Here is a 23675-nt window from a genome sequence, read left to right as displayed (position 1 = left end):
CCCGGCATTGCAGCATCAACAATAATGCCCGGTGGCGCTACGCTTACCGGGCCTACAAACCACTCCGTGCCCAATGTAGGCCGGGCAAACGCAGTGCCGCCCGGCGATTTATCGGTTAAGCGTTAGCCATATCTGCCTGACGACGGGTAGTTTTAAATACCGCTACCGCCTCGCTCAGGCGGGCGGACTGATCCTCCAGTGCTGCCGCTGCCGCAGCAGACTCCTGCACCAGCGAGGCGTTCTGCTGGGTGACGCGATCCATCTCCGCCACCGCCTGGCCAACCTGATCGATACCACGGCTCTGTTCATCAGAAGCAGACGCGATTTCGCCCATGATATCAGTCACACGAGTAACGGCGCTGACGATCTCCGCCATGGTCTCGCCAGCCTGATTCACCAGGGCAGAGCCTGCGTCGACCCGGTCGCCGGAGTCGTCAATCAGACCTTTGATCTCCTTCGCCGCCTGGGCGCTGCGCTGGGCAAGGGTACGCACCTCGCCAGCCACCACGGCAAAGCCGCGGCCCTGTTCGCCAGCCCGCGCCGCTTCTACCGCCGCGTTGAGCGCCAGAATGTTGGTCTGGAAGGCGATACCGTCAATGACGTTGGTGATCTGGGCAATCTTATTGGAGCTGGTAGCGATTTCATCCATTGTACGCACCACGCTCTCTACCACGCTGCCGCCTTTCTTCGCGGTGGAGGAGGCATCCAGCGCCAGACGGGACGCCTGACGGGCGTTGTCGGCATTCTGTTTCACGGTCGCCGTCAGCTGCTCCATGCTGGCCGCTGTCTCTTCCAGGGAAGCTGCCTGCTGCTCGGTACGGGAGGAGAGATCGTTGCTGCCGGCAGAGATTTCGCTCGCACCGGTATAGATTACGTCAGCCCCCTCACGCACCACGCCAACGGTGTTCGCCAGCGCCGTCTGCATCTCTTTCACGTTACGCGCCAGCAGCGCCATCTCGTTTTTGCCTTCAGCGGCAATTGGCCGGGTCAGATCGCCTGCGGCGATAGCGCGAATATGGCCGAGCACCTCATCCAGCGGCTGGAGCAGCACGCGGCGCATCGCAATCCAGCTGGTAATAATCACGGCGATCACCATCAGCATGATGGCGGAGAGGATCCACAGAATACGTTTGTAGTCGCTCTCATTATCTTTAACGCCCTTGCTGGACAGATCCGCCTGCGCCGTGCGCCATTCATGGTAGACCGCCTGCATCGCTTTCTGCTTCTGCTCGGCGTTCTGCTTGAACATATCTTCCAGCTTGCCCTGGGCAAGGAAGGTGTTCATCTGGGCCAGAGTAGAAGAGTAGTTGCGATACTGCTCCTCCAGACGGTCGGCCAGATGCTCGTCCATCCCCGGCGTTTCCGGCAGGGCATAGTATTTGTCGTAATGATCCTTGGCATCCGCCAGCAGGTTTTTCGCGATGATGACCAGCTCGCTGAGCTGCCCACCGTTAATCTGACTCGCCTCGCTGCTTTGCAGACGCAGCATGCCCCGGTTGAGGGTCACGCGGGCCTGGTTCAGGCTGATCCACGCGTCGGTAAACTCGGCGACGTTCTGGCTGGAGAGCTGGGAGACATTGAAGTTCTCTTTGTCGTTATTGAGCGCGGTAATGAACACGCTGGCTGAGATCGCCTGCATGACGCCAAGCGCCAGCAGGACTGAAATCAGCAGGGTAATGACTTTCATACGTTTAAACATGTATTGCCTTTTTGGATGCAGGATATTGTCTGGCCTGTATCTATCGGCAGGCATGGCGACTTCTTGAACATAATTGTGAAGTACATCTCATTTTTACCCCTGCCGCTAAAGGGTTATAGCGCCGCCTTAAAGATGCATTTAAAATACATCTTATTATTTCACCCTTGAGGTAACTGCTATGGCCTTTCGCGATCAATCTTTAGGTGAGCTGGCGCTCTCTATCCCCCGGGCCTCGGCCCTGTTCCGTCAGTACGATATGGACTACTGCTGCGGCGGTAAGCAGACGCTGGCCCGTGCGGCCCAGCGCAAAGAGCTGGATGTTGAAGAAATTGAGGCGGCGCTGGCGAAGCTGGCAGAGCAGCCGGTAGACAAGGACTGGCGCGTGGCCCCGTTGGCCGAGATTATCGATCACATCATTGTGCGCTATCACGACAGACACCGCGAGCAGCTGCCAGAGCTGATCCTGCAGGCCACCAAGGTTGAGCGCGTTCATGCCGATAAGCCCAACGTGCCGCGTGGGCTGACCAAATACCTGACCATGCTGCATGAGGAGCTGAACAATCACATGATGAAGGAGGAGCGGATCCTCTTCCCGATGATCAAGCAGGGCCAGGGCAGCCATGCGGCGGGACCGGTAAGCGTGATGGAGAGTGAGCACGATGAAGCGGGCGAGCTGCTGGAGGTGATCAAGCACACCACCCATAACGTGACGCCGCCGCCGGAGGCCTGCACGACGTGGAAAGCGATGTATAACGGGATTAACGAGCTGATTGACGATCTGATGGAGCACATCAGCCTGGAGAATAACGTGCTCTTCCCGCGTGCGTTAGCCGGAGAGTAAACAAAAAGGCCCGGCAGCACTACGCTTGCCGGGCCTACAGACTGTTATTGCCGGAAACCTTACTTACGGAAACGCTCTACGCGCTTCTTGCCGACCAGCAGCCAGAACGCACCCAGCACCACAAACCACAGCGGCGTGACGATCAGCGCCTGGCGGGTATCCTCCTCCAGGGTCAGCAGCACCAGCACAAAGGCGAAGAACGCCATGCACACCCAGCACATCACCTTGCCCAGCGGCATCTTGTAGATCGACTTCGCGTGCAGCTCGGGACGACGCTTACGGTAGACCAGATACGAGCAGAGAATAATGGTCCAGACGAACATAAACAGGATCGCTGATACGGTGGTGATCATGGTGAAGGCCGCAATCACGCTCGGGTTCACGTAGAGGATCACCACGCCGCCCAGCAGGCAGATGCAGGAGAAGGTCAGCCCGGTGGCCGGTACGGCACGCTTCGACAGCTTGCCGAAGCTCTTCGGCGCCACGCCGTCCTGGGCCAGGCCAAACAGCATCCGGCTGGTGGAGAAGACGCCGCTGTTTGCCGAGGAGGCCGCAGAGGTCAGCACCACAAAGTTAATGATGCTCGCCGCAGCTGGCAGGCCCACCAGCACAAACAGCTCAACGAACGGGCTTTTGTTCGGTACCACGGAGCTCCACGGCGTCACGGACATGATCACAATCAGCGCGAAGACGTAGAACATAATGATACGGATAGGAATAGAGTTAATTGCACGCGGCAGTGATTTCTCTGGATCTTTAGTCTCCGCCGCCGTGGTGCCCACCAGCTCGATACCGACAAAGGCAAAGACCGCGATCTGGAAACCGGCAAAGAAGCCACTCAGCCCTTTCGGGAACCAGCCGCCGTCATCCCACAGGTGGGTAAAGGAGGCCTCAACGCCGGTTGGCGACTGGAAGTTCATCAGCACCATGACCACGCCTACGATAATCAGCGACACGATGGCGACGATTTTGATCATCGCAAACCAGAACTCCATCTCGCCGAACAGCTTCACCGTCGCCAGGTTAAGGCTCAGCAGCAGCGCGATCACCGCCAGCGAGGCCACCCAGTCCGACAGTCCGGGGAACCAGAACTGGGCGTAGGCGGTGATGGCCACCACGTCCGCCATGCCGGTCACCACCCAGCAGAACCAGTAGGTCCAGCCGGTAAAGTAGCCCGCCCATGGGCCGAGCAGATCGGCAGCAAAGTCGCTAAACGACTTGTACTCGAGGTTCGACAGCAGCAGCTCGCCCATGGCGCGCATCACGAAAAAGAGCATGAAGCCGATGATCATATAAACAAATATGATCGACGGGCCGGCAAGGCTGATTGTTTTACCCGATCCCATAAACAGCCCGGTACCGATGGCACCCCCAATGGCAATAAGCTGGATATGACGGTTTGTAAGATGACGCCGTAGCGACTGCTCGGCCGGAGCCTGCTCGTCGGTAGCGACTTTGATCTGATCTACCATGTGTTTATTTCCTGTACCTGTCTGTGTTGTTGAGGCTCTTCTGGCCTTTCATTGCGTGACGCCGCAGGGCGTCTGAATGTGGACTCATCGATATTAGGTAAGAATCGGAGGGATGAATACTGCGATTTAAAAGCAATGTTACACTTATGTTAAAAATGAGTGTGATATCACACCACTACCTGGATTTGGCTCACAAAAATACACGCAAAAAATGCATTTGCAAGATTAAGTATCGACATTTCTGTAAAGAGTGGAGGATATGCGGATATGTCGCTTCCTCCCCCCATTTGGGGAGAGGAATCGTTTAGCAGCGTTACAGGATTTCCAGCAGCTCGACTTCAAACACCAGGGTGCTGAAAGGCGGAATTGATGCGCCCGCGCCACGCTCGCCGTAGGCCAGGTTTTGCGGAATGGTCAGCTCCCACTTCGAGCCTACCGGCATCAGGGTCAGCGCTTCGATCCAGCCTGGGATCACGCCGTTAACCGGGAATTCAGCCGGTTCGCCACGGGCTACAGAGCTGTCAAAGACCGAGCCGTCCGTCAGCTTGCCGGTGTAGTGCACGCGCACGCGGTCGGTACGCGCCGGGATAGCGCCTTCGCCCTGCTTGATCACGCGGAACTGCAGGCCAGACTCGGTGCTGTTCACGCCTTCACGCTCGCGGTTTTCGTCCAGATACTTCACGCCCTCTTCCGCCATCGCGGCAAAGCGTTCGCGACGCACCGCATCGGCACGCTCGTGAATTTCACGCAGCGCACGATGAACAACATCCACCGGCACAGCAGGCTGTTTACCTGCCAGCGCGTCGGCAATACCGGCAACCAGCGCTTCCGGCAGCAGGCCCTGGAGGCCAGACTCGCTCAGCTGCTGGCCTACCTGCAGGCCGATACCGTAACTTGCCTGTGCTTCGATAGTGTCAAACGTCGGGGTTGTCATGGGTTTTCCTTTCATCGTATTAAAAGTAGCGGGCAGCATAGCAGCCGCGCCGCACCGGGTAAAACTTTGTCGCAGGGAGGGTGACAAATCGCAGCGAAAAAGAAACAATAGAGAGGGGTAAGATTATTCCCGATCCCAGGTCACGAAAGAGCGCTTTACTACGCGAGTCAGGCAGTTAGCAATCTATACTCAGTGATACAGGAAAATAACGACGCGGAGCAGGAGGAAAGCCATGCCCGGGCGATTTGCACTGAAACCGACTCTGGCGAAAATCTGGTACGCGCCGGATAACTTTCGCATTATGGATCCGCTGCCCCCTGCGCACCGTCGCGGCATCATTATTGCGGCTCTGCTTGTAGTCATCGGCCTTTTGCTGCCCTCCGGGGACAACGGCGACGATGCGCCGGTCAGGCGCGACGCCCAGCTGGATATCGCCCCTTCCCAGCCGTCTACCAACGCCCAGCCGCAGCTCGCACCCACGGTGAACGATCCCCAGCTGGTTGCGCCGGTGGCCCCGGAGCCGATCCAGGAGCAGGAGCAGCCGGAAGAGACGCAGCCGACGACGACACAGAATAATGTTGTACAGCCCTTCCAGGAGTCAGGCGGTATCGATCAGCAGTGGCGGACCTATCGCATCGCGTCTGGTCAAACCCTGGCCCAGCTCTTCCGCGATCATAACCTGCCGGCAACGGATGTTTACGCGATGGCGCAGGTCGAGGGCAACGGCAAGCCGCTCAGCACGCTGCAAACCGGCCAGGTAGTGAAGATCCGTCAGAACGCCAGCGGCGTAGTCACCGGCCTCACGATTGAAACCAGCGATGGCGAAGTATTGTTTACCCGCCAGGCCAACGGCAGCTTTATTCGCGCCCGCTGATTTCACGCGTTTTCCCCGGTAGCGCTCGCGCTTACCGGGGCTACGATTACGCTTTGGGTTTATTAACCCACCAGATCCCCGAGCAGACCAGCACCAGCGCAATGGCATATTTCATCTCAAGGATGTTCTCCCCAAGGAAGATCGCCGACAGCACCGTGCCCGCAACCGGGATCACAAAGTTAAACGGCGCAATCATGCTGACGCGATTGTACTTGAGCAGGACGCTCCACAGGGCAAAAGCAATGGATGAGAGCAGCGTCAGATAGCCGAGGAGCGCCGCCGCCGTCAGGCTATGTACCACCAGCGTGCCGCCGGTCAGATAACCCCCCACCACCAGCACCCCGCCGCCAAACGCCAGCTGCCAGCCGGTCATCACCGTTGGATCAACGGTTTGCGAGATGCGTTTGCCATACAGCATCGAGGCCGAGAGGATAAACGCCGCCAGCACCACAAAGCCGTCCCCCATCATGCTAAAGCTGAAATCGAGCAGTGAGTGGTTGAAGTTCACTAGCATCACCCCGGCAAAGCCCAGCACGCAACCGATGCTCTTGTTGTAGCTTAGCCTGTCATTTTTATAGATCAGGTGCGCCAGCAGCACGCTGAAAAAGGTGCCGGTGGCGTTCATGATCGAGCCTTTCACCCCGGTGGTAAAGGCGAGGCCGATATAGAAGAAGATGTACTGAATCGAGGTCTGCGTCAGGCCCAGGAACGCGATCTGGCCATACTGCTGCGGGCTGAGCCGGGCGATAGGCTTGCGCTGCGCCATCGCAAACAGCAGCAGCAGAAGACCGGCAAACAGAAAGCGGTAGCCTGCAAAAACGATCTTTGAGGGGATATCGTCAGTAGCGATAGCAAAGAGCTCATAGCCGCTCTTAATGGCGGGATAGGAGCTGCCCCAGAGCAGACAGCAGAGCGTAGCCCCGGCGTAAGCAACGTTTCTACGGGCAAAAACGGGTACTGAAGAGACTGTTTCCATTTCCTCACCAAAATTAAAATCGTGTTTTAATTTATTATCGGGGAAGGCGTGAGGAATTGATACCCAACACCGTTGGGAGTGTCGACGGGGTCGCAAAAAGCAAAACGCCTGCACGAGGCAGGCGTTTCGGTGTTATCTCAAACGAGAGTCGCAGATTACTCAGCAACCACGTTGATGATAACTTTAGCAAACACTTCGCTGTGAACCTGGAAGTCCACTTCGTGCTCACCAGTGGTACGCAGAACGCCGTTCGGCAGACGAACTTCGCTCTTAGCCACGTCAACGCCAGCTGCAGTTACAGCGTCAGCGATGTCGCGAGTACCGATGGAACCGAACAGTTTACCTTCGTCGCCTGCTTTAGACGCGATGGTAACGGTGCCCAGTGCGTTGATTTTCTCAGCGCGAGCTTCAGCAGCGTTCTGAACGTCAGCCAGTTTAGCTTCCAGTTCAGCACGGCGTGCTTCGAAGAATTCAACGTTTTTCTTGGTAGCAGGAACAGCTTTGCCCTGCGGTACCAGGAAGTTACGAGCGTAGCCCGCTTTAACGTTAACCTGGTCGCCCAGGCTACCGAGGTTTGCTACTTTATCAAGCAGAATAACTTGCATTACCTTATCCTCTCAAAGTCGTATTAATGGACCGTGCCCGATTACTGATGACGATCAGTGTACGGCAGCAGGGACAGGTAGCGAGCGCGTTTGATAGCGCGAGCCAGCTGACGCTGGTATTTTGCACGGGTACCGGTGATACGGCTTGGGACAATCTTACCGCTTTCGGTGATGTAGTTTTTCAGCGTTGCGATATCTTTATAGTCGATCTCTTGAACGCCTTCCGCGGTGAAACGGCAGAACTTGCGACGACGGAAATAACGTGCCATTTGGCTAGTCTCCAGAATCTATCAATTCAATCTGCTCGGCATGCAGAACCAGTTTGCTCAGGCCATTCTTTGCCTTATGGCAGCTAATGAACCCCTGCACGGTAACTGCGCTACCGACCGTTATACTGTGAGTAATGGCCTGGTTCTCTTGCCCGCTGATTATTACAGGCATTTGACACCACGCCTGCCGGTGAAAACCGGCTTCCTCCTGCACAGAGCGGTGCTCAAGCACGAACTGGCAGTGAGGTATTCCTGATGGGCTGACCTTGCGAAGGGGCATCCTGCACACGGTGCCGGACAACACCAGACGGTTGGTCATCAGAAATTACTCTTCAGAATCCCCAGCATCTTCAGCATCTGCGGTTTCGTTAGCGAAATCATCGCGACGCTCACGGCGCTCGTCTTTCGCTTTAACCATCGGAGATGCTTCAGTAACAGCGTTTTTGGTACGCATAACCATGCTGCGGATAACGGCATCGTTGAAGCGGAAGTTAGTTTCCAGCTCATCGATCGCTTCCTGCGGCGCTTCAACGTTCAGCAGAACGTAGTGTGCTTTGTGCAGTTTGTTGATCGGATAAGCCAGCTGACGGCGGCCCCAGTCTTCCAGACGGTGGATCGTGCCTTCTGCTGCAGTGATAGCACCAGTGTAACGCTCGATCATGCCCGGAACCTGTTCGCTCTGGTCAGGATGGACCATAAAAACGATTTCGTAATGACGCATCGAATTGCTCCTTACGGATTATTCAGCCTCCTGTCAGGGTCAGCCGCGGCCCATGGAAGCAAGGAACGTGTTTGAAAGGCGGCTGAAAAATTGACGCGTAATCATACTTGCGAAGCCAGACGAACTCAAGGTGATTGCACAAATAATTCGCACAAAGCGTGAAGTGCGCTGTTTTGGCAGGGCTAAGCTTGCTCAATCAGCATTGCGGTAAATTTTTGCACAACTGCAGCAGAAACGCTCGCGGTGAGTTTTCCCGCCAGTGAGTACAATTTATATAAGCCCGAACGCGAGTGAGGAGCGGCTCCTCTACGATCGCGCATCAGAAGCTGTTGATGAGTGAGCTGGGGTGTAATATGATGAAAAAGTTCGCTATTCCACTACTTGCGGCGTTGTTGCTGAGCACCAGCGCAACGGCGGCTATTCATGTCGATCCGCATCCGGAACGCAATATGGATGACGTGATGAGCTTAGGCGTAGTATATATAAACCACAATCACGCCGCTGATGGTGAAGCTGGCCAGCCCCCAACGCAAGAGAGTGAGGCACACGCTGCAAAGTACTAACACCGAACAACGCTCCACGACGCTGAGTCGTATTCCGCAAGGCGTCTGGGTTCTCGGCGGCGTTAGCCTGCTTATGGATGTCTCATCAGAGATGATCCACAGCCTGCTGCCGCTGTTTATGGCGACCACCCTTGGTGCCAGCGTGATTATTATTGGCATCATTGAGGGTCTGGCCGAAGCCACAGCGCTGATTATCAAAGTCTTCTCCGGCGTGCTCAGCGACTACCTGGGTAAACGCAAGGGGCTGGCCATGCTCGGCTATGGCCTTGGTGCATTAAGCAAGCCGCTCTTCGCCCTTGCCGGCTCCTCAGGCCTGGTACTGACTGCGCGCATGATCGACCGCGTCGGCAAAGGCATTCGCGGCGCACCGCGAGATGCGCTGGTGGCCGACGTCACACCGCCAGAGATCCGTGGCGCGGCTTATGGCCTACGCCAGTCGCTGGATACCGTTGGCGCCTTTCTCGGGCCGCTGCTGGCGGTAGCGCTGATGTTTCTCTGGCACAACGACTTTCAGGCTATCTTCTGGGTGGCGGTCATTCCGGGCGTCATGTCTATCGCCCTGCTCTGGTTTGGTTTGCGCGAGCCGAAAAACCCTGTAGCCCATAAACGGACTAACCCGCTGCGCCGGGAGAGCCTAAAGAAGCTCAGCGCTGCCTACTGGTGGGTAGTAGGCTTAGGGGCCATCTTTACCCTGGCCCGCTTTAGCGAAGCGTTTCTTGTCCTGCGCGCCAACCAGATGGGGATCCCGCTTTTCGCCATCCCGCTGGTGATGGTCGCCATGAACCTGGTCTACAGCGTGACGGCCTATCCGTTTGGCAAGCTCTCTGACCGCATGAGCCATAGCGGCCTGTTACAAGCCGGACTGCTGGTGCTGATCGCCGCAGACATCGCTCTGGCGCTCAGCCAGCACTGGAGCACGCTGCTGCTCGGCGTCGGCCTGTGGGGGATCCATATGGGCATGACCCAGGGCCTGCTGGCCGCCATGATCGCCCACACCGCCCCGCCGGAGCTGCGCGGAACCGCCTTTGGCATGTTCAACCTGATTAGCGGCATCGCGATGCTGCTGGCCAGCACCGGCGCAGGCATTCTGTGGGAGACGCTGGGCGCTGCCTCGACCTTCTATGCTGGGGCAGTTATCTGCGTGATTACGCTGCTGGGTATGCGGCTAACCCCTGCGGCATACCAGCAGCGTTAAGCGCTTACTTCTGACCGTAGTAGGCGTGGGAGCCATGCTTGCGCATAAAGTGTTTGTCCATCAGATAGTCATCGATGGGTTTCAGGCCGGGGTTGATGCCGCGCGCGATCCACGCCATCCGCGCCACCTCCTCCATCACCACCGCATTGTGTACCGCGTCATGCGCATTCTTGCCCCAGGCAAAGGGCCCGTGCTGATAAACCATCATGCCCGGAGTATGCAGCGGATCGCCCTCCTTCAGTGTTTCAATGATGACTCTGCCGGTGTTTAGCTCATACTCACCCTGCACCTCCTCCTCGGTTAGCGCCCGCGTGCAGGGTATATCGCCGAGAAAGTAGTCTGCATGGGTTGTGCCCAGCGCAGGGATCGCCAGCCCGGCCTGCGCCCAGGCAGTGGCGTGCGTTGAGTGGGTATGCACCACGCCGCCGAGGGAGGGATAGCGGCGATAGAGCGCCAGATGGGTGGCGGTATCGGAAGAGGGCCGCAGTCTCCCCTCTACCACGTTCCCCTCTATATCTACCACAACGATGTCATCCACCGTCATCGTTTCATAGGCCACGCCGCTGGGCTTGATGGCTACCAGCCCACGCGCCCTGTCGATGGCGCTGACGTTGCCCCAGGTAAAGGTCACCAGGCCGTAGCGCGGCAGATCCAGATTGGCCGCAAAGACCTGCTGTTTAAGCTGCTGCATGGGTATCCTCCAATAGTCCGGCCCGTGCCATGCGCTCGCATACCCACGCCCGCGCCTTCGCCACCTCCTGCAGCGGATCGGCCGCCGTCTCGCTCCACATCTCGATCAGATAAGGCCCGCAGTAGCCACTCTCTTTCAGCGTGCGGAAGCAGCGTTCGAAGTCCACGACGCCGGTGCCAAAAGGAACGTTTTTGAATACGCCGGGACGAGTATCCTTCACGTGCACCGCCACGATATGTCCACTGCCTGCCCGCAGCTCCATCTGCACGTCGTTGTCCCACGCCGAGAGGTTGCCAATATCCGGGTAGAGCTGAAACCACGGATTGTTCAGGTAGTGGGTATAGCCGAGGGCTTTGCTGATGGAGTTCATCAGCGGATAGTCCATAATCTCCATCGCCAGCGTCACCTGCGCACGGCTGGCCATCTCCACGCTCGCCTTCAGCCCGTCACGGAAACGGCGGCGCGTCTCGTCGTTGGCCTGTTGATAGTAGACGTCATAGCCAGCCAGCTGGATCACGCGGATGCCGACGTCCTGCGCCAGCTGAATAGCGCGGCGCATGATCTCCAGTCCCTCGGCGCGCGCCACGTCACCTTCACTGCCCAGCGGAAAGCGACGATGGGCGCTCAGGCACATCGAGGGGACCCGCACCCCGGTTTCGGCAACCGCCTTTACCAGCGCCAGACGCTGCTCCTGGCTCCAGCTAAGCCGTGCCAGCCGGGCGTCGGTTTCGTCGATCGACATCTCAACAAAGTCGAAGCCCAGCGTTTTCGCCAGAGCAAGACGCTCATACCAGCACTCCCCGGCGGGGAGCGCTTTTTCATAGATGCCAAGCGGCACAGTTTTCGACAGCATAGCCGCTCCTTAACTCCACAGCTGGGCGATTGAACGTTTAAACTGCCGCGCGGCCTGCACCGGATCGGCGGCGTCGCGGATGCTGCGCCCGGCGATAAACACATGGATCGGAATGCCTTTAAACAGCGGCAGATCCTCCAGCGCCAGACCGCCAGTAACGGTGACCTTAAAACCCATCTCCGTCAGGCGTTTGATAGCGCTGATGTCCGCCTCGCCCCAGGCAACGCCCGCCGCCTGGGCATCGCGGCTGCGGTGATAGACCACCTGCTGAATGCCCGCTTCCCGCCACGCCTGCGCCTGCTCCCACGTCCAGAAGCCGGTCAGCTCGATTTGCACATCGCCGTTAAACTCATGGGCGACGTCGAGCGCGCCTTTGGCGGTGTTGATATCTGCGCAGCAGATTACCGTGACCCAGTCGGCATTGGCCTCAAAGCACATGCGCGAGAGGATCTTCCCGGCATCGGCAATTTTAGCGTCGGCCAGCACGATTTTATGCGGATAGAGCGCCTTAAGATCGCGCACCGTACGCACCCCTTCCCCCACGCAGAGGATGGTGCCTACTTCAATAATGTCCACCTCTTCGGCAATCAGCCGCGTGGTAGCATAGGCGTCGGCAAGGGTCTGGTTATCCAGCGCAACCTGTAACATTGGTAATGACATCGTCGTCTTCCTTTTAAACAGCCGCCGCAGTGGCGTTATCAATTAAATCAAGAACCTCCTGCTCACTACGGCAGGCGCGGAGGCGATCAAAGTTGGCTTCATCCTCAAACAGGTTAACGATCTGCATAATGCCAACCTCCTGATGAGTGTGGGCATCCACTGCCGCCAGGGTGATGAGGATATCGACCGGATCGTTATCGTCATGGTTGAACGCCAGCGGCGTCTTAAGCGTCACCAGCGCAAAACCGGTTTTTTTGACGCCCTCCTCCGGGCGGCCATGGGGCATTGCCAGTCCCGGCGCGAGCACAAAATAGGGACCAAACTTTTCGACGCCGTCGAGAATGGCCTGGTAGTAGCGCGGCTCCACCACGTCGGCGTCCACCAGCAGATCAACGCCGATTTTCACGGCCTCCTGCCAGCTCCCGGCCTCCGCCTGCAGGCGAATGGTGTGGTTCTGCGCCAGCGAATCACGTAGTTTCATGGCTTATCCTTGCTTTATATCCTGGGGAAAGTGAGCCTGGATCACCTCCAACAGCTTCGGACCAAAGTCGGCTGCTGAGAGCATGTTGCGCACGCCCACCACGTACTTGTTGCCCGTCACCGTAATTTCGCTGGCGACATGGGTCGAGGCGATGATGATATCCGCGCCGTTCAGCTCACTCTTATACTCGCCGACGGCACAGCTGTTGACGGTATGGGCGATCCCCTGCTGGGTGAGAAACTGATCGACCTTCATTTTCATAATCATTGAGCTGCCTTGTCCGCAGCCACACACTGCCAGAATACGTACGGTCATAACTTCACTCCTTTTACTGGGCAGAACGCTCTGCCAGCTCGTTTTCCGCGTCCTCTTCCGCACGCAGCGTGCGTCCGGCGAAGACCATATAGACCAGCGCAATCAGGATGATGACGCCCATAAACCACAGCCCCAGCGTCATGCCCTGCATCATTGGCGGAGCCAGAATTGACCAGTCCGCCATCCCCATCCAGGCGCTCATGCCGGTGAGCTTGATAGCCCAGACGCAGCCAAAGATCTCAATCATCCCCATCACCAGGCAGATCTTGAGCGCGGCGCGCCAGCCGCCAAAGTGGTTAGCAAACACGCCGATGGTGGCGTTGGAGAAGAACATGGGAATAAAGCCAGGGATGATCAGAATGGATGAGCCACAACCCACGAGGATGCCAACGGCAATGAGCTGGCCGATGGTGCCCCACATAAAGCCCCACACCACCGCGTTGGGCGCGAAGCTATAAATCGCTGCGCAGTCGATGGCGAGCACGGCACCGGGAATAAGACGCTGAGAGATACCGTTGAAGGCTTCAGAGAGTTCCGCCACGAACATACGCACACCCTGGGTGATGATGAAAATCGCCACCGCGAACTGGAAGCCCGTTTGCAGGATGTAGATAGTCCAGTGGGTTTTCCCAGCCATCGCCTGTACTACGTCAATGCCGAAAGAGAGCAGGATCGCCCCGAAGAAAATGGTCATGACAATCGCCGTCGAGACAATGTTGTCATGGAAAATGTTCAGCCAGCCCGGCAGCTTAAGATCTTCTACGCTCTCCTCTTTTTTACCGAGCCAGGGCGCAACTTTATACGCGATCCAGGAAGCAAACTGCTGCTGGTGACCAATGGAGAAGCCGCAGCCGTCGGTCACCTCCTGCGTCGGCTTGAACATCATGTTGGAGGTGATCCCCCAGTAGAGCGACACCAGCACGGCGGTACAGATAATAGTGGTCCACATCGGATAGCCGAGGATATAGAAGAACACCGCGATCAGCCCGGCCTGCTGAAACATGATGTGGCCAGTAAGCATGATGGTGCGAATGCCGGTAACGCGCCGGAACAGGACGAAAAGAATGTTTAACGCCAGCGCCAGCAGCACCGCATAGCCTACCCAGCTGTAGGCCTCCCCCATACGGTCGATGGTGGCCATCATTGAGGCGTAGGTATCAGAGATCGCGCCGTTAATGCCATATACCTCTGACATCTTTGCCACGACCGGCTTGAAGGTGCTGGTGAGGATCCCGGATCCGGCCTGTAGCAGCATAAAGCCGATGATCGTTTTGATCGTGCCCTTAACGATAACGCTCACGCTTTTGCGCAGCAGGATATATCCCAGACAGGTGACAATGCCCAGCAGCAGCGGCGCGTTGGTCATGACCTGGTTAAAGAACACGGTAAAGAGGGTGTAGAGGGTCTCCATAACGCTCTCCAGAGAGTGAATGCACCGGATCGTTGCGGCCCGGCACGGGATGTACCCACTACTCTACCCATCAAAAGTAATCACAAAAAGATTGGAAATGATTATTTGTGACACGCCGCGCAATTTATTTCCCTGCATTACATGCGGATATAAATGTTTAATATTTAACTATTTAAATATTAATAGTTTACATAAAAATAGCGTATTTTCACCATGTCACTTCCGGTTGTTCAGGAGATTCACCCCCTTTCAAGATGAACATTTTCTCGTTGCATTGTTGATAAAACGGTGACAGCATAAATCAAATCTAATCATAAATTGATTTGTAATGACTACCTGTAAGGAGCAGCGCGATGAGTAAAGTGGAGACCATTACCCGAGAATCCTGGATCCTGAGTACCTTTCCAGAGTGGGGAAGCTGGCTGAATGAAGAGATTGAACAGGAGCGCGTGGCCCCCGGCACTTTTGCCATGTGGTGGCTGGGCTGCACCGGGATCTGGCTTAAATCGGAGGGAAGCACCAACGTCTGCGTCGATCTCTGGTGTGGCACGGGTAAGCAGAGCCATGGCAACCCGCTGATGAAAGCCGGCCACCAGATGCAACGCATGGCGGGCGTGAAGAAGCTGCAGCCCAACCTGCGCACCACCCCGTTTGTGCTCGATCCTTTTGCTATCCGTCAGATCGACGCTGTGTTGGCCACCCACGATCATAACGATCATATCGACGTTAACGTCGCCGCCGCCGTGATGCAGAACTGCGCCAGCGATGTGCCCTTTATCGGGCCGCAGACCTGTGTCGATCTGTGGGTCGGCTGGGGCGTGCCGCGCGAGCGCTGCATCGTGGTGAAACCGGGTGACGTAGTAAAGGTGAAAGATATCGAGATCCACGCCCTGGACGCTTTCGACCGCACGGCGCTGATCACCCTGCCAGCGGATCAAAAAGCCGCGGGCGTGCTGCCGGACGGGATGGATCTGCGCGCCGTAAACTACCTATTTAAGACACCGGGCGGCTCCCTGTACCACAGCGGCGACTCCCACTACTCGAACTACTATGCGAAGCACGGCAATGAGCATCAGATAGATGTGGCGCTGGGATCCTACGGTGAGAACCCGCGCGGCATTACCGATAAGATGACCAGCGCCGATATCCTGCGCATGGCGGAGGCGCTAAACACCAAAGTAGTGATCCCCTTCCATCACGATATCTGGTCAAACTTCCAGGCCGATGCGCAGGAGATCCGCGTCCTGTGGGAGATGAAAAAAGATCGCCTGAAGTACGGCTTTAAGCCCTTTATCTGGCAGCCGGGGGGCAAGTTCACCTGGCCGCTGGACAAGGACAATCTGGAATACCATTTTCCACGCGGGTTTGATGACTGCTTTACCTGTGAGCCGGACCTGCCGTTTAAATCCTTCCTGTAACATGCAAAGAGTGTCGGCCAGGCCCGGCACTTTTTAACTCAAAACTTAGTAATTTGCGGCTATTTCAAATAGTATCGTAAAGAATCATCTTTAATCGGAATAGCTCATGACGGAAGCGCAACGACACCAGATATTACTCGAGCAGCTGGCGCAGACCGGGTTTGTCACCGTTGAGCAGGTCATTGACCGGCTTGGCGTCTCTCCGGCCACGGCGCGGCGTGACATTAACAAGCTCGACGAAAGCGGCAGGCTGAAAAAGGTGCGCAACGGTGCAGAAGCTATCAGCCAACAGCGGCCACGCTGGTCGCCGATGAATATTCACCAGGCGCAGCATCTGGATGAGAAGGTGCGTATTGCCAAAGCGGCCGCGCTGCTGGTTAACGCGGGCGAAAGCGTGGTGATCAACTGCGGCTCCACGGCGTTTTTGCTAGGGCGGGAGATGTGTGGCAGGCCGGTGCAGATCATCACTAACTATCTGCCGCTGGCGAACTACCTGATCGATCAGGAGCATGAGAGCGTGGTGATTATGGGCGGGCAGTACAACAAGAGCCAGTCCATTACTCTCAGTCCCCAGGGCAGCGAAAACAGCCTCTATGCCGGGCACTGGATGTTTACCAGCGGCATCGGCCTGACCACCGATGGCCTCTATAAAACCGACATGCTGACGGCGATGGCGGAGCAGAAGATGCTTAACGTTGTAGGCAAGCTGGTAGTGCTGGTGGACAGCAGCAAGATCGGCGAGCGCGCCGGGATGCTCTTTAGCCGCGCAGACCAGATCGATATTGTTATCACCGGCAAGCAGGCCAGCCCGGAGGTGGTTAAGCAGCTTGAGGCCCAGGGCATTAAGGTGATGCGCGTCTAGAAAAAAAGTTATTTCAGGATGTTGTAGCGATAAAGCAGCTTGTTAAAATCTTGCTTCATACTGACGAAGAGCAGTATCTCGATATGCGTGCCGTCAAAATCGTAGAGCACGCGATACTCGCCTTCAACATCAAGCCGCTCACGCAACATCAGGCCGCGATCTGAAAGGTAGGTGTTAAAGCGATACCTTTCAGGATCCTGAATAATGCATGCAACCGAGTCCAGCAGCAGATTATCAACAAAGCGGGCAGCCGACTGCGCGCCGATAGTCCCGCTTTTGTATGACTCGATGTCTGCCAGGCACTGTAACGCTAACGGCGCGATGACGACCGAATATGGTTTTGTTGCCACTTAACTTCTCCCTGTTAACGTCTTGCGGCACGCAACCTCTCTAACACCTCTTCAGGCGTCATACCTTTGCCTTCCGCGATCTCTTTTTTGGCCTGCATGCCCAGTTTAAAGAGGGCATTTATATTTCTTTCTTGTTCAATTTCCCTAAGCTCAACCTCACGCTCAGCGACGGTCTGGATGAATAGCTCTGCTACACCATTTTTCGTTACGTAAACACCGCCCTCAAACGTTGCAGCATTTCCGAGGCTATCTCTGGCAAGTTTCTGGGACATGGTTTGTGACATAGGCAGCTTCCACTTAATATAGATTCACGCTAAGCGCGTAGTGCATTGCCTTAGTATAACGTTAGCGGGGTAAAATTGTGTACTTATTTATCCACCATAAAGATGCGCTTTGAAAAAATCTACCGTAGCCTCCACCGCCGCCGGGGTGATGCGATGGCGAACTCCCGTCTCCCAACAGCAGGTGAGATGCCGATCCCGATCTGCATCCTGTAGCGCCCGGTGCAGGCGGTGCGATTCCTCAGCGGGTACCACGTCATCTTCTTCGCCGTGCCACAGCAGCAGCGGGCGGGAAGCAAGCTGTGCCAGATGCCCCTCTACGTCCCACTCCACCAACGGGGCGATAATGTCATTGAGCTCGGCGGCCGTCTCTGCCTGCGGTGGGAACAGCGTTCGAGCGAGTGAGGTAAAGTAGCCCGAGCCCATCAGGCTGGCCACACAGATCAGCTCCGGGTGATGCGTCATCAGGCCAAGCGCCGTCATGCCGCCCATCGACGCGCCGCCTACCGCCAGACGCCCCTCTGCAACCCAGCCCTCATCCACCAGCGCATCCCGCAGCGCCGGAAATTCATGAAAGTTGCTCTGTAAGATCTGCCAGAACTGGCTCAGCCGCGCCTGCTCATCACCGTTAAAGCGCGCCCCGTGGTCGCGGGCGTCGGGCATCACCACTCGAAAACCCGCCTGCGCCAGCGCCACGGCGAAGTAGCTGTAGACCAGCTTTGATGAACCAAAGCCGTGATAAAAGACCACCGTGGGCAAAGGTACGGCGCGTTTTCCGGCAGGCGTCGCGTGCAGGATCTCAATGCCTGCCAGCTGGCGCGTTTCAAGTTCAATCATGGCTCTCTCCTGATAAAGCCTTTGGTATGCCACGTCCTCATGCTCTTCGCAAGCCGCCGTGCATATAATAAAACAGTGAGAAGTACATTACGCTTTCGCATTATTTACAGCTGAAAATAACGCGAGAGCTAACAAAATGGGAACATTCTCCATAAGGTTATTAAAGGACGCACTACACTATGGCTATCAGGAAAATGGCTATCGGCAAACGAGAGAAAGTGATGCATCGATTCACCCCCCTATTTTTAGCGCTGATCCTTAGCGGCTGTAGCATGCTGCAAAGTACGCCGCATCCCGCGCCGCCAGTAAGTGACCAGCCGCAAGAGATCAGCCGCAATCAGACGGCGGGGCTACAAAAAATAGAAACCATCAGCGTGATGGTGCGTGGATCGCCAATGGACGTTGAGTCGGAGATTAAAGCCAAAGCGGCGGCCATGAAGGCTGACTATTACCTTATCCTTCTGGATGACGAGACGATCGTTCCCGGTCAGCGATATGGACAGGCCATTTTGTATCGTCAGTAACGGTGCATTGTTTTTTAAAGGATATTTACACTGCTTTGCGTCCGTAGACTTTTTGCCACTTACAATCATTCAGGGTTAGTCAGGAACATGTAAAAGGAGCGGATTTATGAAACGATCTCTTGCTTTAACTTCACTGCTGCTCTCCGTCGGTCTGGTGAGCACCACCGCACAGTCTGCAGAGTTCGCCAGCGCCGATTGCGTAACTGGCCTGAATGAGATCGGCCTTATCTCCGTGAGCAATGTTTCCGGTAGCGTACAGGATGTAGAGCGTGCCATTGCCCTGAAAGCCGATGAGCAGGGCGCCTCCTGGTATCGCATCATCAAAATGGATGAGGTACAGAGCGCCAATAGCTGGCAGGCACAGGCGATCCTCTACGCCTGAATCCATGTAGCCTGATTGTCTTCTGCGCAACGCCCCCTAAAAACGGTGGCTACCCTTTTTGTTGCGTTTTAATTACCATATTGTGAGTGTGCCAATACATTCGTGTAACATTTTGTTACACAGATCTGCTAAATGTTAGCGCATAACTGCCGTTGAACGAGCCACACTTCTCGGGCAACGGACACTATATGAACGCTCTTATTCGACGTGCTGGTTTAGGCACAAAGCTTTCGTTGCTGACGGGCGTCAGCGTCGCAGCACTCTTTCTGCTGTTTACCTCGCTAATGAGCCACAAGGCAAGCCAGCAGCTTGAAGCGCTGGCTGTTGAAGATCTGCATAGTCAGGCTACCGGCGTGGCCGATATGGTCGAAATGTTTAGCAGCAGCCTCAGCGAAGAGGTTGAGCGCTACACACGCCAGTTCAGCACCTTTATTCCCCAGCCGGTCTCTCTTGATGCAACACAGACCCGTACTATCAACGGCCTCACCGTTCCTCTGCTGAAAGGCGGCGAGACGGAGCTGCATGAAAATAACGCTATTCCGGACGACTTCTTCCAGCGCACCGGCTCGATTGCGACACTGTTCGTGCGCAACGGCGATAACTTTGTGCGCGTGGCGACCTCCCTGCGCAAAGAGGACGGCGAGCGGGCCATCGGTACGCAGCTGGACAGCTCTAGTCCAGCACTGGCTCCCGTGCTGCATGGCGATATCTACCGCGGGCTCGCGCAGCTGTTTGGCAAGCGCTATATCACTCAGTACCAGCCGGTGAAGGATGCCAGCGGAAAGACCATTGCCATCCTGTTCGTGGGGGTGGATATCACCCACTCCTGGGACATTATGCGTGACAAGATCTTACAGCGTCGGCTGGGCGAGAGCGGTCACTTCTTTGTGCTGAACCGGAGCGCCGGTAAAAACTACGGCACCTGGCTGTTCCACGCCAGTGAAGAGGGACAGCGTCCGCAGTGGGGCGAAGAGTCCGAAAATCAGCTGCTGACCCTGGCCTCCGGCACGCTGGAGCGTAAGAGCAAGGATGGCCGTACGATGCTGGTCTCCTGGACTGCCCTGCCCGGCTGGAACTGGACGATTATCGGCGAAGTCGATAAGGCCGTACTGCTGCAGGACGTTACCCGTCTGCGCAATCAGTTCCTGATTGCCGGCGCGCTGGTCTCTCTGCTCTTTGCCGCACTGTTTGTGATCATTACCCGCCGCTGGCTGACGCGCCCGCTGCGCGAGGTGACAGCCCTTGCCCAGACCTACGCTTCCGGGGATCTGCGTGCCTCTCTGACGTCGACGCGGCAGGATGAGGTAGGCCAGCTGATTCACGCTATCAACGGTATCGGCAACGGCCTGCAAAACATGGTGCAACAGGTTCGCGAGGCGGCAGGCGATATCCACTTTGCCACCAACGCGCTGGCGGCGGACAGCAGCGAAATCAGCGAGCAGATCAACAAGCAGGCAAGCAGCGTGGAGGAGACCTCCGCCAGCATGGAGCAGCTTGCCGCCACCGTGCAGCAAAACGCCGCCAGCATGGAGCAGACGCAGCACCTGGTGAATGAAACCTCACAGGCGGTGCAGAGCGGCGGGCAGACGGTGGGGCGTGCGGTAGCCACCATGAACGATATTCGCAGCGCTTCCCAGCGTATCGCGGATATCACGCAAGTTATTGAATCAATTGCTTTCCAGACTAACATTCTCGCCCTGAACGCCGCGGTTGAAGCTGCCCGCGCCGGTGAGCATGGTAAGGGCTTTGCCGTAGTAGCGCAGGAGGTTCGCGCCCTTGCAGCCCGCAGCGCCAACGCCGTAAAAGAGATTGAGGCGCTGATCGACGATACGTTGCAAAAGGTCACCGAAGGGCACACTCTCTCCGAGCAGACGCGCCAGGCAATGACGTCGATCATCGACCACATGAGCAATATCAACCAGCTGGTCACGGAGATTAATCACGCCTCTCACGAACAGTCGGCAGGGATTAATCAGGTAAACCTGGCGATGACCCATATCGGTGATGCAACCCACGTTAACGCCGAGCGCGTTTCCCGTAGCGAAGAGACGGCACAGACTCTGCAGGAAAAGGGGGCGCACCTGAAGCAGCTGGTCAGCCTGTTCCGCCTTTAACCTACCCCGCCCGTGGCGCGCAGCAGCAGGTCATTTTGCACCTGGGCGCTAAGCAGCGCGCCGCCACGGGTATCCAGCATGGTCTGACACCAGGCCCGGGCGATGGGCGGTGAGGCGTGGCACAGCATCTGCGCCCCGGCACCCAGCAGGTAGAGCTGCTGGGTAATCTCCCGGGACTGGGCCTCCTGCGGCCGATGCAGCCGCTGCTGAAGCCGTCGCCAGGCGCGATCGAAGTGGCGATCCTGACCTTTCACCTCTCCAAAGCTTTCACTCAGCAGCTCCATCACACCAGGCTGCTTGCCCAGCACCCGCATCACGTCGAGACACATAATATTGCCCGAGCCCTCCCAGATGCTGTTGACCGGCATCTCTCGATAGAGGCGAGGCAGCTCGTTATCCTCACAGTAGCCCGTGCCACCCAGCACCTCCATCGCCTCAGCGACAAAGGGGACCCCCGCCTTGCACACCGCAAACTTCGCCACTGGGGTAAACAGACGCGCCCACAGCGTCTCCTGCACGCTTTCCCGACTCTCCCACGCCCGCGCCAGGCGGAACAGAAACGCCGTCTGCCCCTCCAGCTGCAGCGCCATGCGAGAGAGTACGTCGCGCATCAGGGGCTGATCGACCAGGTGCTTGCCAAACGCCTGCCGCTGATGAGCATGATAGAGCGCAACGGAGAAGGCCCGACGCATCAGGCCGTGGCTGCCCAGAGCGCAGTCGAGGCGCGTCAGGCCGCCCATCCTGAGGATCTGCCGGATGCCGTCCCCCTCCTCCCCCAGCAGCCAGCCGGTGGCGTCTAAAAACTCCACTTCGCTGCTGGCGTTGGAGCGGTTGCCGAGCTTATCTTTCAGGCGTTCAAGTCGCAGGGCGTTGCGCGTGCCGTCGGGCAGAAAGCGCGGCACGAAGAAACAGGAGAGACCGCCCTTCGCCTGGGCCAGCACCAGATGGGCATCGCTCTGGGGCACGGAGAAAAACCACTTGTGGCCCACCAACCGGTAGGCCTCGCCGCTGCCTTTACGCGTCAGCGGCTCTGCCCGGGTGGTGTTGCTGAGCACGTCCGAGCCGCCCTGCTTCTCCGTCATCCCCATGCCGATCAGTAGCCCGCGCTTCTGCCCGCCGGGGGCCAGATGGGCGTCGTAGCGATCGCTCAGCAGCGGTTTGAGCCACTCCTGAAAAATCGCGGGTAGCGCCTGCTGGAGCAGCGGCGTGGCGGCAAAGGTCATGGTGATCGGGCAAAGGGTGCCTGCCTCCACTTGCGCATGGAGCACAAAGCGCGCCGCGCGGGCGACAAACGCCCCGGCGCGGGCCTCCTCCTCCCAGGCGAGGTTGTGGACGCGGTTGGCACACAGCCCCTGCATTAGCAGATGCCACGCTGGATGGAAGCGCACGTCGTCAAGCCGCTCGCCGGTGGGATCGTAGCGCAACAGCTCCGGCGGGTTGGCGTTCGCCAGCCGTCCCAGCTCCAGCGACTCCGCCGTGCCAAGCTGCTGCCCAATACTTGCAAGCAGCTCCGCATCCCAGCTAGCCCCTTCCCGGGCAACGGCGTCGCGCAGCGAGGCATCAGAAAGAAAAAGGTTGCTGTTGTTGAGCGGAATGGGTTGATTGAAAACGGTATGGGTTTGCCAGCGCATACTCTCTCCCCTGTTCAATGGCGGTGCCATTCAGTATGCATAGGGAGAAATTTTCGACCGCAGCCGGGGTCACAAAAAACCACCCCGCAGGGTGGTCAGGTTAAAGACCAGGCACGATTCCGTAGGTCGGGTAAGCAAAGCGCCACCCGACATAGTTGTATCAACTTCAAGGCCACTTTTGAGCAGTATGAAGGATGCGGATAATGACTATATTTTCTGTTTCACGCTCAATGCGATAAACCAAAATAAAATGAGGATGAATAACCAATTCTCTTGTGCCAGCCACGCGCCCACTGCGAGCCTTGAGCGGCTGGTCGAGCAAACTCGTAGCCATCATGCCAATCAACTCATCAAGTTCAATGGCAGCGCGCAGATTATGTTCTGCAATGTATTCTCGAATTTTTTGCCTATCCTGATTGGCTAACTGCGTCCATAGTATTTCCATTACTCACCAGCCATTTTCTTCTCTGCCTGTTCACGCCACGCTGCTGCTGCTGCTTCGACTGATTCGCCGGAAAGAACGTCCCCACGATCTGCCTGGATAATGCCTGCCTTCACCTGCTCCCGGAACCATGCATCATGCTGGCGTTGTACAGTCTCGCGCATAAAATCGCGGATGAGCTGTGAACCATTACGATCCATCGCCTTTGCCGCTTCCAGGAAATCAGCTTTTAGTTTGGCGTCAATTCGTAGATTTAGGGTTGCTTGCGTCATGT

Annotated in this window: 29 protein-coding genes; 9 read left to right on the top strand and 20 right to left on the bottom strand. The window is 57.0% G+C overall.

The genetic code is table 11. From position 1 onward, the window contains the following. Positions 1–115: 115 nt before the first annotated feature. Complete coding sequence (locus RTM13_RS13360; protein WP_312212478.1) at positions 116–1699, bottom strand: methyl-accepting chemotaxis protein; 1584 nt, start codon at positions 1697–1699, stop codon at positions 116–118. 178 nt (positions 1700–1877) lie between these two features. On the opposite strand from RTM13_RS13360, the gene ytfE reads away from it, so the two are divergent. Beyond that, the gene (ytfE, locus tag RTM13_RS13355) at positions 1878–2540 is read left to right on the top strand and encodes an iron-sulfur cluster repair protein YtfE (protein ID WP_312212477.1); all 663 of its coding nucleotides are present in this window, start codon (positions 1878–1880) and stop codon (positions 2538–2540) included. A 59-nt stretch (positions 2541–2599) separates the two neighbouring features. Here ytfE and cycA read toward each other — a convergent pair whose 3' ends face one another. Then, complete coding sequence (gene cycA, locus RTM13_RS13350) at positions 2600–4012, bottom strand: D-serine/D-alanine/glycine transporter (protein ID WP_312212476.1); 1413 nt, start codon at positions 4010–4012, stop codon at positions 2600–2602. Between the two features lie 313 nt (positions 4013–4325). Beyond that, positions 4326–4946, bottom strand: a complete 621-nt coding sequence (gene fklB, locus RTM13_RS13345) for an FKBP-type peptidyl-prolyl cis-trans isomerase (RefSeq protein WP_042388474.1) — start codon at positions 4944–4946, stop codon at positions 4326–4328. Between the two features lie 232 nt (positions 4947–5178). Here fklB and RTM13_RS13340 point away from each other — a divergent pair, with 232 nt between their 5' ends. After that, positions 5179–5820 (top strand): LysM-like peptidoglycan-binding domain-containing protein, encoded by a 642-nt coding sequence (locus RTM13_RS13340; RefSeq protein WP_312212475.1) that lies wholly within the window; start codon positions 5179–5181, stop codon positions 5818–5820. A gap of 46 nt (positions 5821–5866) precedes the next feature. On the opposite strand, the gene RTM13_RS13335 is transcribed toward RTM13_RS13340, so the two are convergent. From RTM13_RS13335 to rpsF, 5 genes are all read right to left on the bottom strand, one after another. Beyond that, complete coding sequence (locus RTM13_RS13335) at positions 5867–6796, bottom strand: DMT family transporter (RefSeq protein ID WP_312212474.1); 930 nt, start codon at positions 6794–6796, stop codon at positions 5867–5869. Between the two features lie 155 nt (positions 6797–6951). Next, positions 6952–7401, bottom strand: coding sequence for a 50S ribosomal protein L9 (rplI, locus tag RTM13_RS13330; protein ID WP_238081777.1), 450 nt, complete (start codon positions 7399–7401; stop codon positions 6952–6954). A 41-nt stretch (positions 7402–7442) separates the two neighbouring features. Next, positions 7443–7670, bottom strand: a complete 228-nt coding sequence (gene rpsR, locus RTM13_RS13325; RefSeq protein ID WP_000135199.1) for a 30S ribosomal protein S18 — start codon at positions 7668–7670, stop codon at positions 7443–7445. A 4-nt stretch (positions 7671–7674) separates the two neighbouring features. Beyond that, on the bottom strand, positions 7675–7989 hold the full coding sequence (gene priB / locus RTM13_RS13320) for a primosomal replication protein N (RefSeq protein ID WP_042388482.1): 315 nt from the start codon (positions 7987–7989) through the stop codon (positions 7675–7677). Between the two features lie 6 nt (positions 7990–7995). Next, positions 7996–8391: a 30S ribosomal protein S6 gene (rpsF, locus tag RTM13_RS13315; RefSeq protein ID WP_042388484.1), complete on the bottom strand. Its 396-nt coding sequence runs from the start codon at positions 8389–8391 to the stop codon at positions 7996–7998. A 353-nt stretch (positions 8392–8744) separates the two neighbouring features. Here rpsF and RTM13_RS13310 point away from each other — a divergent pair, with 353 nt between their 5' ends. Together RTM13_RS13310 and RTM13_RS13305 are read left to right on the top strand one after the other, a co-directional pair. Then, positions 8745–8954 carry a hypothetical protein gene (locus RTM13_RS13310; protein ID WP_312212473.1) on the top strand — a complete coding sequence of 70 codons (210 nt, stop codon included), beginning with the start codon at positions 8745–8747 and terminating at the stop codon, positions 8952–8954. Beyond that, positions 8929–10149: an MFS transporter gene (locus tag RTM13_RS13305; protein ID WP_409456043.1), complete on the top strand. Its 1221-nt coding sequence runs from the start codon at positions 8929–8931 to the stop codon at positions 10147–10149. The genes RTM13_RS13310 and RTM13_RS13305 overlap by 26 nt, the downstream gene beginning before the upstream one ends. Before the next feature lie 4 nt (positions 10150–10153). On the opposite strand, the gene RTM13_RS13300 is transcribed toward RTM13_RS13305, so the two are convergent. From RTM13_RS13300 to ulaA, 6 genes are read right to left on the bottom strand one after another with little or no spacing between them, the layout of a single operon-like run. Further along, entirely contained in the window at positions 10154–10840 is a 687-nt protein-coding gene (locus RTM13_RS13300) for an L-ribulose-5-phosphate 4-epimerase (RefSeq protein WP_312212472.1), read from the bottom strand. Then, the gene (locus RTM13_RS13295; protein WP_312212471.1) at positions 10827–11693 is read right to left on the bottom strand and encodes an L-ribulose-5-phosphate 3-epimerase; all 867 of its coding nucleotides are present in this window, start codon (positions 11691–11693) and stop codon (positions 10827–10829) included. The genes RTM13_RS13300 and RTM13_RS13295 overlap by 14 nt, the downstream gene beginning before the upstream one ends. A 9-nt stretch (positions 11694–11702) precedes the next feature. Continuing rightward, the gene (locus tag RTM13_RS13290; RefSeq protein WP_312212470.1) at positions 11703–12353 is read right to left on the bottom strand and encodes a 3-keto-L-gulonate-6-phosphate decarboxylase UlaD; all 651 of its coding nucleotides are present in this window, start codon (positions 12351–12353) and stop codon (positions 11703–11705) included. Between the two features lie 13 nt (positions 12354–12366). Then, positions 12367–12834, bottom strand: a complete 468-nt coding sequence (gene ulaC / locus RTM13_RS13285; protein WP_312212469.1) for a PTS ascorbate transporter subunit IIA — start codon at positions 12832–12834, stop codon at positions 12367–12369. A gap of 3 nt (positions 12835–12837) precedes the next feature. Further along, positions 12838–13149: a PTS ascorbate transporter subunit IIB gene (gene ulaB / locus RTM13_RS13280; protein WP_312212468.1), complete on the bottom strand. Its 312-nt coding sequence runs from the start codon at positions 13147–13149 to the stop codon at positions 12838–12840. Positions 13150–13162: 13 nt separating this feature from the next. Further along, entirely contained in the window at positions 13163–14560 is a 1398-nt protein-coding gene (gene ulaA / locus RTM13_RS13275) for a PTS ascorbate transporter subunit IIC (protein WP_312212467.1), read from the bottom strand. Positions 14561–14913: 353 nt separating this feature from the next. On the opposite strand from ulaA, the gene ulaG reads away from it, so the two are divergent. Then, the gene (gene ulaG, locus RTM13_RS13270) at positions 14914–15978 is read left to right on the top strand and encodes an L-ascorbate 6-phosphate lactonase (protein ID WP_312212466.1); all 1065 of its coding nucleotides are present in this window, start codon (positions 14914–14916) and stop codon (positions 15976–15978) included. A 106-nt stretch (positions 15979–16084) separates the two neighbouring features. After that, on the top strand, positions 16085–16840 hold the full coding sequence (gene ulaR / locus RTM13_RS13265; protein WP_312212465.1) for an HTH-type transcriptional regulator UlaR: 756 nt from the start codon (positions 16085–16087) through the stop codon (positions 16838–16840). Positions 16841–16848: 8 nt separating this feature from the next. Here ulaR and RTM13_RS13260 read toward each other — a convergent pair whose 3' ends face one another. From RTM13_RS13260 to yjfP, 3 genes are all read right to left on the bottom strand, one after another. Then, positions 16849–17190, bottom strand: coding sequence for a type II toxin-antitoxin system RelE/ParE family toxin (locus tag RTM13_RS13260; protein ID WP_312212464.1), 342 nt, complete (start codon positions 17188–17190; stop codon positions 16849–16851). Positions 17191–17204: 14 nt separating this feature from the next. Next, a complete protein-coding gene (locus RTM13_RS13255) occupies positions 17205–17474 on the bottom strand; it encodes a hypothetical protein (RefSeq protein ID WP_312212463.1) in 270 nt (89 codons plus the stop codon). Positions 17475–17561: 87 nt separating this feature from the next. Continuing rightward, complete coding sequence (yjfP, locus tag RTM13_RS13250; RefSeq protein ID WP_312212462.1) at positions 17562–18308, bottom strand: esterase; 747 nt, start codon at positions 18306–18308, stop codon at positions 17562–17564. Positions 18309–18502: 194 nt separating this feature from the next. On the opposite strand from yjfP, the gene bsmA reads away from it, so the two are divergent. The 3 genes from bsmA to RTM13_RS13235 all read left to right on the top strand — a co-directional run bounded on the left by bsmA (position 18503) and on the right by RTM13_RS13235 (position 21328). Next, positions 18503–18832 carry a biofilm peroxide resistance protein BsmA gene (gene bsmA, locus RTM13_RS13245; protein ID WP_312212622.1) on the top strand — a complete coding sequence of 110 codons (330 nt, stop codon included), beginning with the start codon at positions 18503–18505 and terminating at the stop codon, positions 18830–18832. 106 nt (positions 18833–18938) lie between these two features. Further along, entirely contained in the window at positions 18939–19214 is a 276-nt protein-coding gene (gene yjfN / locus RTM13_RS13240; RefSeq protein WP_042388511.1) for a DUF1471 family protease activator YjfN, read from the top strand. Positions 19215–19402: 188 nt separating this feature from the next. Continuing rightward, the gene (locus RTM13_RS13235) at positions 19403–21328 is read left to right on the top strand and encodes a methyl-accepting chemotaxis protein (protein WP_312212461.1); all 1926 of its coding nucleotides are present in this window, start codon (positions 19403–19405) and stop codon (positions 21326–21328) included. Here RTM13_RS13235 and RTM13_RS13230 read toward each other — a convergent pair. The 3 genes from RTM13_RS13230 to RTM13_RS13220 form a co-directional block, all read right to left on the bottom strand. After that, positions 21325–22959 (bottom strand): isovaleryl-CoA dehydrogenase, encoded by a 1635-nt coding sequence (locus tag RTM13_RS13230; RefSeq protein ID WP_312212460.1) that lies wholly within the window; start codon positions 22957–22959, stop codon positions 21325–21327. The genes RTM13_RS13235 and RTM13_RS13230 overlap by 4 nt on opposite strands. Positions 22960–23125: 166 nt before the next feature. Continuing rightward, positions 23126–23404, bottom strand: a complete 279-nt coding sequence (locus tag RTM13_RS13225) for a type II toxin-antitoxin system RelE/ParE family toxin (RefSeq protein ID WP_312212459.1) — start codon at positions 23402–23404, stop codon at positions 23126–23128. Next, positions 23404–23673, bottom strand: coding sequence for a hypothetical protein (locus tag RTM13_RS13220; protein WP_312212458.1), 270 nt, complete (start codon positions 23671–23673; stop codon positions 23404–23406). The genes RTM13_RS13225 and RTM13_RS13220 overlap by 1 nt, the downstream gene beginning before the upstream one ends. Positions 23674–23675 lie beyond the last annotated feature (2 nt).

Source organism: Pseudescherichia sp., assembly GCF_031979925.1.
GTDB lineage: Bacteria > Pseudomonadota > Gammaproteobacteria > Enterobacterales > Enterobacteriaceae > Pseudescherichia.
The sequence above is the reverse complement of the archived record's forward strand: the minus strand, read 5'-3'. Positions and strand labels throughout refer to the sequence as shown.

Coding starts and splice junctions, on each gene's coding strand:
- RTM13_RS13360 (WP_312212478.1), bottom strand. CDS start 1,699: ATGTTTAAACGTATGAAAGTCATTACCCTGCTGATTTCAGTCCTGCTG.
- ytfE (WP_312212477.1), top strand. CDS start 1,878: ATGGCCTTTCGCGATCAATCTTTAGGTGAGCTGGCGCTCTCTATCCCC.
- cycA (WP_312212476.1), bottom strand. CDS start 4,012: ATGGTAGATCAGATCAAAGTCGCTACCGACGAGCAGGCTCCGGCCGAG.
- fklB (WP_042388474.1), bottom strand. CDS start 4,946: ATGACAACCCCGACGTTTGACACTATCGAAGCACAGGCAAGTTACGGT.
- RTM13_RS13340 (WP_312212475.1), top strand. CDS start 5,179: ATGCCCGGGCGATTTGCACTGAAACCGACTCTGGCGAAAATCTGGTAC.
- RTM13_RS13335 (WP_312212474.1), bottom strand. CDS start 6,796: ATGGAAACAGTCTCTTCAGTACCCGTTTTTGCCCGTAGAAACGTTGCT.
- rplI (WP_238081777.1), bottom strand. CDS start 7,401: ATGCAAGTTATTCTGCTTGATAAAGTAGCAAACCTCGGTAGCCTGGGC.
- rpsR (WP_000135199.1), bottom strand. CDS start 7,670: ATGGCACGTTATTTCCGTCGTCGCAAGTTCTGCCGTTTCACCGCGGAA.
- priB (WP_042388482.1), bottom strand. CDS start 7,989: ATGACCAACCGTCTGGTGTTGTCCGGCACCGTGTGCAGGATGCCCCTT.
- rpsF (WP_042388484.1), bottom strand. CDS start 8,391: ATGCGTCATTACGAAATCGTTTTTATGGTCCATCCTGACCAGAGCGAA.
- RTM13_RS13310 (WP_312212473.1), top strand. CDS start 8,745: ATGATGAAAAAGTTCGCTATTCCACTACTTGCGGCGTTGTTGCTGAGC.
- RTM13_RS13300 (WP_312212472.1), bottom strand. CDS start 10,840: ATGCAGCAGCTTAAACAGCAGGTCTTTGCGGCCAATCTGGATCTGCCG.
- RTM13_RS13295 (WP_312212471.1), bottom strand. CDS start 11,693: ATGCTGTCGAAAACTGTGCCGCTTGGCATCTATGAAAAAGCGCTCCCC.
- RTM13_RS13290 (WP_312212470.1), bottom strand. CDS start 12,353: ATGTCATTACCAATGTTACAGGTTGCGCTGGATAACCAGACCCTTGCC.
- ulaC (WP_312212469.1), bottom strand. CDS start 12,834: ATGAAACTACGTGATTCGCTGGCGCAGAACCACACCATTCGCCTGCAG.
- ulaB (WP_312212468.1), bottom strand. CDS start 13,149: ATGACCGTACGTATTCTGGCAGTGTGTGGCTGCGGACAAGGCAGCTCA.
- ulaA (WP_312212467.1), bottom strand. CDS start 14,560: ATGGAGACCCTCTACACCCTCTTTACCGTGTTCTTTAACCAGGTCATG.
- ulaG (WP_312212466.1), top strand. CDS start 14,914: ATGAGTAAAGTGGAGACCATTACCCGAGAATCCTGGATCCTGAGTACC.
- ulaR (WP_312212465.1), top strand. CDS start 16,085: ATGACGGAAGCGCAACGACACCAGATATTACTCGAGCAGCTGGCGCAG.
- RTM13_RS13255 (WP_312212463.1), bottom strand. CDS start 17,474: ATGTCACAAACCATGTCCCAGAAACTTGCCAGAGATAGCCTCGGAAAT.
- yjfP (WP_312212462.1), bottom strand. CDS start 18,308: ATGATTGAACTTGAAACGCGCCAGCTGGCAGGCATTGAGATCCTGCAC.
- bsmA (WP_312212622.1), top strand. CDS start 18,503: ATGGCTATCGGCAAACGAGAGAAAGTGATGCATCGATTCACCCCCCTA.
- yjfN (WP_042388511.1), top strand. CDS start 18,939: ATGAAACGATCTCTTGCTTTAACTTCACTGCTGCTCTCCGTCGGTCTG.
- RTM13_RS13235 (WP_312212461.1), top strand. CDS start 19,403: ATGAACGCTCTTATTCGACGTGCTGGTTTAGGCACAAAGCTTTCGTTG.
- RTM13_RS13230 (WP_312212460.1), bottom strand. CDS start 22,959: ATGCGCTGGCAAACCCATACCGTTTTCAATCAACCCATTCCGCTCAAC.
- RTM13_RS13225 (WP_312212459.1), bottom strand. CDS start 23,404: ATGGAAATACTATGGACGCAGTTAGCCAATCAGGATAGGCAAAAAATT.
- RTM13_RS13220 (WP_312212458.1), bottom strand. CDS start 23,673: ATGACGCAAGCAACCCTAAATCTACGAATTGACGCCAAACTAAAAGCT.